The following is an 11,565-nucleotide window of genomic DNA, read 5'->3' as shown; positions in this document are numbered from 1 at the left end:
GGGGTTGCTGCGCATGTCCTTGACGGAAAGAAACTTCCCGGATATTGGTGGCTTCTCGGAAGTTTCCTTCAGTGGTTCTCCTCTGGAAGGAGCGCATGTGCCCGACACCGGCAGACCGTCCAGACGCGCCGTCCTCACCGCCGGCGCGGGCCTCACCGCCGCGCTGACCGTACCGTCCGCCGCCGCCCACGCCACCACCCCCGCCGCTCCCGCCACTCCCGCCACTCCCCCCGACGACCGCCGGCTGCGCGCCCTGATCTCCCGCATGACCCTTCAGGAGAAGGTCGGCCAGCTGTTCGTGATGCGGGTCTACGGCGACTCCGCCACCGCCCCCGCCCAGGCCGACATCGACGCCAACCGCAAAGAGCTCGGGGTCCGCACGGCCGCCGAGCTGATCGCGACGTACCGGGTCGGCGGCATCATCTACTTCACCTGGGCTCACAACACCCGCGACCCGCACCAGATCGCGGACCTCTCCGACGGCATCCAGCGGGCCTCGCTGGGCCAGGCGCGCGGTCTGCCGGTGCTCATCGCCACCGACCAGGAGCACGGCGCGGTCTGCCGGGTCGGCAGGCCCGCCACCCTCTTCCCCGGCGCGATGGCCCTCGGCGCAGGAGAAAGAGGGCGCGAAGCGCTTCGTCAGAAGGGCGGTGGTGGGAGACGGGCGGGCGGCTCACACTCCGACGCGCAGACACTCGGCCGGATCTCCGGCGCCGAGCTGCGCGCGATGGGCATCAACCAGGACTACTCCCCGGACGCCGACGTCAACGTCAACCCGGCGAACCCGATCATCGGCGTACGGTCGTTCGGGGCCGACCCGGAGGCGGTGGCGGGGCTGGTGGCCGCCGAGGTGAAGGGCTATCAGCAGTCCCGGGTCGCGGCGACCGCCAAGCACTTCCCGGGGCACGGTGACACGGCCGTCGACAGCCACACCGGCTTCCCGGTCATCACACACAGCCGGGACCTGTGGGAGAAGCTGGACGCGGTGCCGTTCCGGGCCGCGATCGCCGCCGGCATCGACTCGGTCATGACCGCGCACATCCAGTTCCCGGCCCTGGACGACTCCGGCGACCCGGCCACCCTCTCCCACCCGATCCTGACCGGCATCCTGCGCGGCGAGCTCGGCTACGACGGCGTCGTCATCACCGACTCCCTGGGCATGGAGGGCGTCCGCACGAAGTACGGCGACGACCGGGTGCCGGTGCTCGCGCTGAAGGCCGGGGTGGACCAGCTGCTCAACCCGCCGTCGATCGACGTGGCCTGGCACGCCGTGCTGAAGGCCGTACAGGACGGCGAGCTGACCGAGTCCCGCCTGGACGAATCGATCCTGCGTATCCTGCGGCTGAAGTCCCGGCTCGGCCTCTTCGACGCGCCGTACACCAGCCGGGCGGCCGTCGAGCGCACGGTGGGCACCGAGGCGCACCTGGCCGCCGCCGACCGGATCGCCGAGCGCACCACGACCCTGCTGGTCAACGAGGACCGCACCCTCCCCTTCACGCCCCGCACCGCACGCCGGATCCTGGTCGTCGGCGCCGACCCGGCCTCCCCCTCCGGCACCACCGGCCCGCCCACCGGCGTCCTGGCGGCCGCCCTCACCGAACTCGGCTTCACCGCAACGGCGTTGTCCACCGGCACCGCCCCCTCCGCCGCGACCGTCGCCGAGGCGGTCACGGCGGCGAAGGGCGCGGACGCGGTGGTCGTGGCGACGTACAACGTCACCGCGGACAGCCCGCAACGCACCCTGGTGGAACAACTGCTCACCACGGGCAGGCCGTTGGCTGCCCTCGCCGTCCGCAACCCCTACGACGTGGCCCAACTCGCCTCCGTGAAGGCCTGCTTGGCGTCCTACGGCTGGACCGATGTCGAAGTGCGGGCGGCGGCCCGGGTGATCGCCGGGCGCGTGTCGCCGCGCGGGAAGCTGCCGGTGCCGGTGCAGCGGGCGGACGATCCGGCGCAGGTGCTGTACCCGATCGGACACGGGCTGACGTACTAGGCGTACGTCACACACCGGGCGTACCGCCATCGAACGCCGGAAACCCTCCCTCATCGTCTGGCGTGTCACCGGGGCCCCGGGTCACGCTGGGCGGGGGTGTGTGTCCGGGGGGTGGCGATGCGCGGGAAAGGTGTCTCCGTACTGGCGTGCCTGCTGCTGGCCGCCTCGCTGACCGGCTGCCGGGGCACGGCGGGCACCCCGGTGGGCGACGCCCGCCCCACGGCCGTCGGCGGTTACGGCGCCGAGTTCCTCGCCGTCGGCACGTGCAGCTCGTTCGGCACGACCAGGTTCACCGAGGTGCCGTGCACGAGCGAGCGGGCGGCGGCCCGGGTCGTCGCCCGCTACGACGGCGCGACGGCCGACGGCCCCCTGTGCCCGGCGACCACCGACTTCGTGCTGCACATCGGCGCCCAGGGCTACGCGTGCATGCGCAACCTGGAGCCCCCGCACCCCGGCGACCCCGGCGGCGGAGGCGGCCCGCGCACGATCCCGGGCGACTGTGTGTACGCCTCCGGCGCCGGCCAGGTCCGCGAGACCCCGTGCGACGGCTCGGGCACCCACCGGCCGCAGTACCGGATCACCAGGGCGGCGGCGACGCGGGCGGAGTGTCCCGCGTCGACGGCCCTGTACGTCCAGCTGGGCGGAAGCAACCCGGTGGGCTGCGCCCGGCGGGTGTGAGGTCGCGGGTGTGAGGTCGCGGGTGTGAGGTCGCGGGTGTGAGGTCGCGGGTGTGAGGTCGCGGGTGTGAGGCCTCAGCGCGCGGTCAGCACAGGATCCACCCGGAACTCACCGAGCTCCGGCCCACCGAGCCCTTGATCCACACGCAGCGGTGGCCGGCGTGGACGGTGACGGGGCCGGCTTGGTAGTAGTAGCTGCCCGTGTCGGCGACCGGGCGGTTGCCGCGGGCCTGGACGCTGACGGACATGGTCTGGCTGGTGCCGGCGCGTCTGGCGACGGTGATGGCGCAGACGTAGCCGTTGTCCTTGTACACGTGCGTCACACCTGTGTCGAACGGCAGCGTGCGCACCTCGCGCCCGGCGCAGGAGTTGGCGTCGGCCTGAGCGGTGCCCGACGCCAACAGTGCGAGCCCCCCGGAGGCGGCCAGCACGGCCGCGCCGAGTGCCAGCCGCCGGCGTATCCCACCACGGTCCACAGTTGTCCTCCCCGTATTGCCCCGTATGACGGTCACCCTCCCCCGATGGCCCGTACTGATGTACGGACGCGTCAGTGTGTCGGAAGGTTGCACGACCGTCAGCGGAACGCCTCAGCGAGTGGCGGGAACCGGCTCCTCCGGCTCAGCCCCGCCGACGAAGGTCCGCCACAACTCGGCGTACCGGCCCCCGCGGGCGAGGAGTTCGTCGTGCGTGCCATCCTCCGCGACCCGGCCGTGGTCCATCACCACGACCCGGTCGGCGCGGGCCGCCGTGGTCAGGCGGTGGGCGACGACCAGGGTCGTACGGCGGCCGGCCAGGCGGTCGGTGGCCTGGTTGACCTGGGCCTCGGTGGCCAGGTCCAGGGCGGCCGTGGCCTCGTCCAGGAGCAGGATGTCGGGGTCGACCAGTTCGGCGCGGGCGAGCGCGATCAGCTGGCGCTGGCCGGCCGAGAGGTTGCGGCCGCGCTCGGCGACCTCGTGCAGATAGCCGCCCTCCAGCCCGGCGATCATCTCGTGCGCGCCGACCGCCCGCGCCGCCGCCTCCACCTCGGCGTCGCTGGCGTCGGGGCGGCCGTAGGCGATGGCGTCACGGATGGTGCCGGGGAACAGGTACGCCTCCTGCGGGACGACCCCGAGGCGGTGCCGGTACGAGGTCATGTCGAGGGCGCGCAGATCCGTGCCGTCGACCGTGACCCGCCCCGCGGTGGGGTCGTAGAAGCGCGCGACCAGCTTGACCAGGGTGGACTTGCCCGCGCCCGTCTCGCCGACGAACGCCACCGTCTGCCCGGCGGGGATCGTCAGGTCGATGCCGGTCAGCGCCTCCTCCTCGGCGCCGTAGGCGAAGTGCACGTCCTCGAAGGCGATGTCCCCGCGCAGGGACAGGACTTCGAGGGGCTCGTCGGCCGACTTCGTGGACGTCGGCTCGCGCAGCAGCTCCTGGATGCGGCCCAGGGAGACCGTGGCCTGCTGGTAGCCGTCGAAGACCTGGGACAGCTGCTGGACGGGCGCGAAGAACAGGTCGATGTAGAGGAGGTAGGCGACCAGGGCACCGGTCGTCAGCGTGGCCGCCTCCACCCGGTGCGCGCCCACGATCAGCACGGACGCCGACGCGACCGAGGACAGCAGCTGGACGAAGGGGAAGTAGACCGATATCAGCCACTGGCCGCGGATCCGGGCGCGCCGGTAGTCCTCGCTGCGCCCGGCGAACCGCGCACCGCCGTCCCGCTCGCGCCGGAAGGCCTGCACGATCCGCAGCCCGGCGACCGACTCCTGCAGATCGGCGTTGACCACCGACACGCGCTCGCGGGCGAGTTCGTACGCCCTCACGCTCGCCCGGCGGAAGAAGACGGTCGCGACGATCAGCGGGGGCAGGGTCACGAAGACGACGAGCGCGAGCTGGACGTCGATCACGAGCAGGACGACCATGATGCCGAAGAAGGTGACGACCGAGACGAACGCCGTGACCAGGCCGGTCTGCAGGAACGTCGACAGGGCGTCGACGTCGGTCGTCATCCGGGTCATGATCCGGCCGGTCAGCTCGCGCTCGTAGTAGTCGAGGCCGAGCCGCTGGAGCTGAGCGAAGATCTTCAGCCGCAGCGTGTACAGCACGCGTTCGCCGGTACGGCCGGTCATCCGGGTCTCGCCGATCTGCGCGGCCCACTGGACGAGGACGGTCGCGAGGCCGAGCAGGGACGCCGCCCAGACCGCGCCGAGGGCCATCTTCGTCACGCCCGCGTCGATGCCGTGCCGGATCAGCACCGGCAGCAGCAGACCGGCGCCCGCGTCCACGGCGACCAGCCCGAGGCTGATCAGCAGGGGCACGCCGAAGCCGCGCAGCAGCCGGCGCAGCCCGTAGGAGTCCTCGCGCCGGACCGCCCGTGCCTCGTCGATGTCCGGGGTGTCGGTGGCCGGGGGCAGCGCGTCGACCTGGGCGAGCAGTTCGGGGGTGGCGGGCGTGCCGGACAGCGCCAGGTCCCTGGGCTCCCGGTCGCCGCTCCACAGCCGGGGGGTCACGCCCCGCTCGGCGTCGAACTCGGCGTCCAGCTCCTCGCGGACGGTCGTGTCCTCGGCGGGCGGGACCGGCAGGGCATGGCCCGGGGAGACCCCGCCCAGCTCGTCGGGGTCGGTGAGCAGCCGGCGGTAGAGGGCGGACCGCTCCTGGAGTTCGTCATGGGTGCCGAGGTCGGCGAGCCGGCCGCCGTCGAGGACGGCGATGCGGTCGGCGAGGTTGAGGGTGGAGCGGCGGTGCGCGATGAGGAGGGTGGTCCGGCCCTCCATGACGTGCTTCAACGCCTCGTGGATCTCGTGCTCGACCCGGGCGTCCACGGCCGAGGTGGCGTCGTCCAGGACCAGCAGGCGGGGGTCGGTGAGCAGGGCGCGGGCGAGCGCGACGCGCTGGCGCTGGCCGCCGGAGAGGGTCAGGCCCTGCTCGCCGACCTTGGTGTCGTAGCCCGCGGGGAGGTCATTGATGAAACGGTCCGCCTGGGCGGCGCGGGCGGCCTGCTCGATCTCCTCCTGGGTGGCGTCCGGACGGCCGTACGCGATGTTGGCGCGGACGGTGTCGGAGAAGAGGAAGGAGTCCTCGGGGACGAGACCGATCGCGGCCCGCAGCGAGTCCAGGGTCAGCTCGCGGACGTCGTGACCGCCGATGAGCACGGCGCCGTGGGTCACGTCGTAGAAGCGCGGCAGGAGCAGGGAGAGGGTGGACTTGCCGGAACCGGAGGAGCCGACGACGGCGAGGGTCTCACCGGGCCGGATCTCGAAGGTGAGCCCTTCGAGGACCGGGCGTTCATGGTCGTATCCGAAGGACACGTCGTCGAACTCGACGGTCGCGGGCGCGTCGGCGGGCAGGGTCTTCGTGCCGTCCTGCATGGTCGGCTCGGTGTCGATCAGCTCCAGGACGCGCTCGGTGCCGGCGCGGGCCTGCTGGCCGACGGTGAGGACCATCGCGAGCATGCGGACCGGGCCGACCAGCTGGGCGAGGTAGGAGGAGAAGGCGACGAAGGTGCCCAGCGTGATGTGACCGCGTACGGCCAGCCAGCCGCCGAGGGCCAGCATGGCGACCTGACCGAGGGCGGGGACGGCCTGAAGGGCGGGGGTGAACTTGCTGTTCAGCCGTATGGTGCGCAGGCGCCCCGCGAACAGCCGCCGGCCCACTTCGCGCAGCTTCCCGGTCTCCTGGTCCTCCTGCCCGAAACCCTTCACCACCCGGACGCCGCTGACGGCGCCGTCGACCACACCCGCGACGGCGGCGGCCTGGGCCTGCGCGTACCAGGTGGCGGGGTGCAGCTTGCTGCGGCTGCGCCTGGCAATCCAGCCGAGCGCGGGCGCGACGGCGAGCGCGACCAGGGTCAGCGGCAGCGACAGCCACGCCATGATGATCAGGGAGATCACGAAGAGCAGGACGTTCCCGATGGTCATCGGGAGCATGAAGAGAAGCCCCTGGATCAGCTGGAGGTCGCTGGTCGCCCGGCCGACGACCTGTCCCGTGCTGAGCTCGTCCTGACGGCGCCCGTCGAGCCGGGTGATCGTGCCGTACATCTCCGTCCGCAGGTCGTGCTGGACGTCGAGGGCGAGGCGGCCGCCGTAGTAGCGGCGGATGTAGGTGAGGGCGTAGACGAGGAGGGCGGCGGCTATGAGGGCGCCGGCCCAGGGGGCCATGGAGCGGGTGTGGTTCCCGATCACGTCGTCGATGATCACCTTGGTGATCAGGGGCACGACGGCCATGACGGCCATGCCGGCGAGCGAGGAGCCGAGGGCGAGGATCACGTCCTTCGGATACCGCCAGGCGTAGCCCGCCAGGCGCTTTGCCCATCCCCGTTGCGCTGCCACGCCGGTGCCTCCCTGTTGACCTGGTCTACCGGAAGGCACCAACGCGCGCGGGAGCGGATTTCATCCCTCTGCAACAAACGAGGGGGGAGGGTTCGGGGAAAGGGTCAGACTCGTACCCGCAGATATGAGACCCGTACCCGCAGGTATCAGACCCGTACCCGCAGGTAATAGAACCGGGTCGTCTGGGCCGGGTTCTGGTTGTCGTCGCTCACCAGGACCACTTTCAGGCGGCCGGTGTGGTCACGCCCTGTGATCGTCATGCCTTCGATGTTGTCCAGCAGGGGGTTGGGCTGGGGCTGCTTCGCGGTGGCGCCGAGGGAGGGGCAGGTGACGATGCCGGTCAGCAGGGTTTTCCTGATCAGGCGGACGGAAGGCTGCCCGGTGAGATTCTCGATGCCGCTCGTGTCTGAGGCATGGCGGGGGTCGGCCAGATAGAGGCGGACGGTGTTGCCGACGCCCGCGGTGAAGCCGCGCTCCAGGACCAGGAGGCGGCCGTCGGGGGTGGCCTGGACCTCGGGGACGCCGAGGCCGGGGTCGGTGCGGTAGCCGTACTGGGCGGACAGTTCGAAAGGGCCTTGGTGACGTGTCCAGGTCTGGAAGCGGACGATCCCGGTCGAGTCGCCCGAGATCGCGTCCTCCATGGAGGCCAGCAGGGTGTGTCCGCCGGGCAGCAGGGTCAGGCCCTCGAAGGTCTGGTTGGCGGTGGCGCGGCCGGCGGGGGCAACCAGGAGGGAGGACGGGACCGGGAGGCGGTCGAGGATCCTGCCGTCGACGGAGTAGCGGCGGACCGACGGCTCGGTCTCGGAGGTGATCAGCCGGGTGCCGTCCCGGTCGATGACGAGGCCCTCGGAGTCGAGGTCGGCGCCCTTCTCGTCGGCGAGGTGGACGGCCCGCTTCGGCTGGAGGGTCGTCGGGTCCAGGTCGAAGAGGGAGGAGCGGTCCTCCAGCGCGGCGAGGGAACCGTCCCGGTCCACGGCGAGCGCGGAGAAGTTGCCGACGAAGGTGCCGTCGTACGTCGTCTTGTCGAGCACGTCGGAGAAGCGGTCGAGGGAGACGGATGGCGAACAGGCTTTGCTGATCGATGAGTTGGCGCTGGCGGGCCCGGCGGCGGTCAGGGAGGTGACCGCCGCCAGGCCGACGGTGAGGGTGGCGAGTACGGTTCTCAGACGCATGCCCGTCACCGTAGGGCGGCCGGGTGTCCCGCGGGAGACCGCACCGTGAAACGCCGTGTCGACGCGTCAGCCCTGCGGCGGCACCGCGACGAAGGCCTCACTGGGCTTGCTCGTCGGGACGTAGACCTTGGTGGTCGCCGTGGTCGGCACGAGATCCTTGTGGATGACCTTGGCGACGTTCTGGATGGTGGTCACGCCGTAGTCCATGGTGCTGTTGTCCTGGGTGAGCACCGACATCATGTAGTCGTGGCCGGCGCCGTTGAAGGTGCCGAGGCTGTGCACCCGCCAACCGTGCGTCGAGCGCTCCAGCCAGCCGTTCTTGACGTGCACGGAGACGGTGGACGGGGCACCGGCGGGCGTGCCCCAGCGCTGGTCGGAGACGACCTGGCCCATCAGCTTCAGGATGTAGGCGCGGGAGTTGTCGCTCAGCACGCTGTTCTTGGCGGTGATGAGCTTGAGCAGCTTCTGCTCGTCGGTGACGTTCTCCTGGGTCAGGCCCCAGTAACCGCCCGTGCCCGGCACGGTCTTCGTCATCCCGGCGGCGGACAGGAACCCCTTGATCTTCGTCAGGCCCAGCTGCTTCCACAGCGTGCTGGTCGCGTTGTTGTCCGACCTGGTGATCATGGCCGTGGCGAGCTTGGTCTCGGTGTCCGTGAGGTACCGGTTGTGCTTCTTGGCGTCCCACAGCAGCGTGGCGAGCACGGTGACCTTGACGGTGCTGGCCGAGTCGTAGGCGCTGGTCGCGCGCAGGGTGCAGGTGGTGTTGGTGCTGCGGTCGTACAGGCCGAGGGCGACCGTGCTCTTGCGGCCCGCCAGGGCGCCGGTGATGTCCTTCTGGAGCTTGGCGGCGAGGCCCGCCTTGGCGGACGTACAGCTGACGGCGGGCGTGGCCGCGGCGGCCGGACCGGCGGCGGCCACGGCGGTGACCGCCGGTATGAGCAGGGCGGCGGCGAGTGCGCTGGTACGTCTCCATGTCCGGTGATTCATACCCCACTTGACATGCGGGGGCGGCCGAATGGTTGCACACCAGTTCTTATCAAGGCAGTTCGCGGGATTCGGGAGGTGGGGCGCGTGGCAGTGATCCCCTCATGACGGACGGAACCGAGAGTCAAGTCAGACGGTGGGGACGGTTGTTCGCGGTGGTGGCGGTGCTGCGCTCGCTCGCGGATCCGGGCCAGCCCCTGCCCGGCGCGGACGCCTTCACGGGCAAGTTCGTCCCGGCACAGCGCATCAACGACCTGAGGTCGAATCCGTACGACGCCCTGCTGCGGGCCCGCACGCGCGACGACGCGCACTGGAAGGCGGCAGCGGCGGTGTTCCGCTCGCTGCCCGACCTCCTGGAGCAGGGGCCGCTTCCGCCCACAGGCACCCTCGGCGACGACCGCCGCCCGGACTTCATCGCCGGTTACGACGCCCAACTGGCCCAGTTCAAAGAGGACTTTCCCGCTCTCCTGAAGTGAGGCGGACGCCCCGGCTCACGGCAATCCTGTGCACGTCGGTCAACGCCTCGCGCATCCGGGCGAGCAGGAACCGGAGCTGGGCAGACGTCGCCTGGTCGTCGGCGAGCAGGTCGGAGGCATGGCCGAGGAGGCCGGTGACCATGCCGAGTTGCACGGACTCGATGCCGTCGGCCACCCGGGAGAGATAGCCGGTTCCGTCGGTGATGAGGTAACAGGGCTTGCCCTCCGAGCCCGCCCAGGGCAGGAGGCGTGCGCTGGTGCCGTCCTTCACTTCCTCACCTCCACGCCCGGCGGCATACCGCACGACCCCATGCCGATCCCGGGCACCGTGACCGGGGGCACCGACTGTGGCCGCGGGGGCCAGGTGCCGGTGCCGTAGCTGGTCGGCCCGTTCCGCCGTAACAGCAGCGACGTGAAGAAGCGGGCGATACGGTGACGCATGTCGTCAACTCCCTTGCGTTTGTTGATGGCCACGCCCCCGGACCGGTCGCGTGGTCGCGGGGGTTTCGACATCTCTTCCGGCCTCGGTTCAGGGCATGGAGAGGCCCCGGTCGCCCCTTGGGGGAACAGAGACGACCGGGGCCGGTCTCTGACGGGTCAGGTGGCGGTCTGACCGCTACTCGGACACGTTTCCGTCCCGTCGCGGCGAGACTCCCTTCCGAAGCACTTCGACCAGGCGAGCCGCGTTGGTCATGTTGCAACGGCCGAGGTCAAAGAGAGGGATCCCGTCACCGTCGCCGAAGGACGCTGGGTCGAGTCGGAGGCCGGGGAGGGAGACGCCGACGCTGGCCAGGGCTTCACGCAACTCCTTCAGCGACCCGTAGCACTTGGGGAAGGCCTCCGCCTGCTTCTGGTCAACCTCGGGCATGATCGCTCCTCTCCGTAGCGCCGTGACTACCAAGTGCGTTCAGCGTGGCCTACAGTTGGGAACTATTCAACGTGTCAGATCTGGCAGATTAGTTGGAGGTTGGGTTGGCCAACGTGAAAGTGCTGAACCCCGAGCGCAGCCCACAGGCGGCCTACGGAGCTCAACTGCGCAGGTCGAGGGAAGAGAGGGGGTGGAAGCAGGAGGAGTTAGCTTCCAGAATGGAATATTCCAGCTCACATATTTCGGCCGTTGAAACTGGTCGGAAGATGCCAACTTTGCGCTTCTCGCGCAGTGCTGACCGCACGTTGGGCACGGGCGACATGTTCGAGCGCCGCTTCCGCGAGCTCACCCTTGGCTCCTTGTTGGAGGGCTTCGCTGAGTATGTCGACTACGAAGCCCGCGCAGTTGAGATTCGGCTCTATGAGATCGGAATCATCCCGGGTCTGCTTCAGACGCCCGAGTACGCGCGAGTACTGGCGGACAGCGCCGTCAGGCGGGGAGCCATCACACCCGAGCAGGCTGACGAGCGGGTTGCGTACCTGCTGGAGCGGCAGAAGACGCTACTGCGGCCCCAGCTCCTCTCGGTGCTTGTCGTCATGGATGAGAGCTGCATTCGGCGATTGGTCGGCGGCACCAAGGTCATGGGCGCCCAGCTTGAGAGCCTGGTCGAGTTTGCCGCCCGCCCCAACACGGTGCTACAGATCGCCCCGTTCGAGATAGGCGAGAAGCGTCCTTACGATCTGCCCGTCAACTTGCTGACGCTGTCCGACCAGTCCATGGTCGCCTACGCCGAGTCCCAAGCTCAGGGCCACCTGGACCGTGAAACCACTTCCATCCGGCCCATGATGGCGGCCTACCATCAACTACAGGCCGAAGCACTCTCGCAGGCGGCTTCCGTGGCCATGATCGATCAGCTTCGAAAGGGCACCCCGTGACAACGAACGACGCTCCCCGCTGGTTCACGTCCTCCTACAGCAACAACGGCGGCAACTGCGTGGAAGTCGCCGTCAACCTTGCCGCCTCGCACGGTGTGATCCCCGTCCGTGACTCCAAGAACCCGAGCGGTCCGGTGCTGAGCTTCCCCGCCG

At 70.3% G+C, this 11,565-nt stretch carries 12 protein-coding genes; 5 read left to right on the top strand and 7 right to left on the bottom strand.

Features of this window, described 5'->3' with window-relative positions; genetic code table 11:
- Positions 1-13 precede the first annotated feature (13 nt).
- Positions 14-1,993, top strand: coding sequence for a glycoside hydrolase family 3 protein (locus tag LE548_RS10310; RefSeq protein WP_225096370.1), 1,980 nt, complete (start codon positions 14-16; stop codon positions 1,991-1,993).
- A gap of 117 nt (positions 1,994-2,110) precedes the next feature.
- Positions 2,111-2,671, top strand: a complete 561-nt coding sequence (locus LE548_RS10305; RefSeq protein ID WP_225096369.1) for a hypothetical protein — start codon at positions 2,111-2,113, stop codon at positions 2,669-2,671.
- An 85-nt stretch (positions 2,672-2,756) separates the two neighbouring features.
- Here LE548_RS10305 and LE548_RS10300 read toward each other — a convergent pair whose 3' ends face one another.
- The 4 genes from LE548_RS10300 to LE548_RS10285 all read right to left on the bottom strand — a co-directional run bounded on the left by LE548_RS10300 (position 2,757) and on the right by LE548_RS10285 (position 9,136).
- Complete coding sequence (locus LE548_RS10300; RefSeq protein WP_225096368.1) at positions 2,757-3,146, bottom strand: hypothetical protein; 390 nt, start codon at positions 3,144-3,146, stop codon at positions 2,757-2,759.
- Positions 3,147-3,257: 111 nt separating this feature from the next.
- Positions 3,258-6,977, bottom strand: a complete 3,720-nt coding sequence (locus tag LE548_RS10295) for an ABC transporter ATP-binding protein (RefSeq protein WP_225096367.1) — start codon at positions 6,975-6,977, stop codon at positions 3,258-3,260.
- Between the two features lie 146 nt (positions 6,978-7,123).
- The gene (locus LE548_RS10290; RefSeq protein ID WP_225096366.1) at positions 7,124-8,149 is read right to left on the bottom strand and encodes an esterase-like activity of phytase family protein; all 1,026 of its coding nucleotides are present in this window, start codon (positions 8,147-8,149) and stop codon (positions 7,124-7,126) included.
- Positions 8,150-8,215: 66 nt separating this feature from the next.
- A complete protein-coding gene (locus LE548_RS10285) occupies positions 8,216-9,136 on the bottom strand; it encodes a serine hydrolase (protein ID WP_225096365.1) in 921 nt (306 codons plus the stop codon).
- A 101-nt stretch (positions 9,137-9,237) separates the two neighbouring features.
- Between LE548_RS10285 and LE548_RS10280 the strand changes: the two genes are divergently transcribed.
- Positions 9,238-9,609, top strand: coding sequence for a hypothetical protein (locus LE548_RS10280; protein WP_225096364.1), 372 nt, complete (start codon positions 9,238-9,240; stop codon positions 9,607-9,609).
- Here LE548_RS10280 and LE548_RS10275 read toward each other — a convergent pair.
- From LE548_RS10275 to LE548_RS10265, 3 genes are all read right to left on the bottom strand, one after another.
- A complete protein-coding gene (locus LE548_RS10275) occupies positions 9,578-9,880 on the bottom strand; it encodes a hypothetical protein (RefSeq protein ID WP_225096363.1) in 303 nt (100 codons plus the stop codon). The genes LE548_RS10280 and LE548_RS10275 overlap by 32 nt on opposite strands.
- Positions 9,877-10,050 carry a hypothetical protein gene (locus tag LE548_RS10270; protein WP_225096362.1) on the bottom strand — a complete coding sequence of 58 codons (174 nt, stop codon included), beginning with the start codon at positions 10,048-10,050 and terminating at the stop codon, positions 9,877-9,879. Before LE548_RS10270 ends, LE548_RS10275 begins: the two co-directional genes overlap by 4 nt.
- Positions 10,051-10,225: 175 nt before the next feature.
- Entirely contained in the window at positions 10,226-10,477 is a 252-nt protein-coding gene (locus tag LE548_RS10265) for a hypothetical protein (protein WP_225096361.1), read from the bottom strand.
- A 104-nt stretch (positions 10,478-10,581) separates the two neighbouring features.
- Here LE548_RS10265 and LE548_RS10260 point away from each other — a divergent pair, with 104 nt between their 5' ends.
- Positions 10,582-11,412 carry a helix-turn-helix transcriptional regulator gene (locus LE548_RS10260; protein ID WP_225096360.1) on the top strand — a complete coding sequence of 277 codons (831 nt, stop codon included), beginning with the start codon at positions 10,582-10,584 and terminating at the stop codon, positions 11,410-11,412.
- Positions 11,409-11,565: DUF397 domain-containing protein (locus tag LE548_RS10255; protein ID WP_225096454.1), on the top strand; the 157-nt coding region annotated here is incomplete at its 3' end. The genes LE548_RS10260 and LE548_RS10255, both read left to right, overlap by 4 nt.

It is taken from the genome of Streptomyces sp. CoH27 (assembly GCF_020181035.1).
Taxonomy (GTDB): domain Bacteria; phylum Actinomycetota; class Actinomycetes; order Streptomycetales; family Streptomycetaceae; genus Streptomyces; species Streptomyces camelliae.
This window is presented reverse-complemented; position numbering and strand designations above follow the sequence as displayed.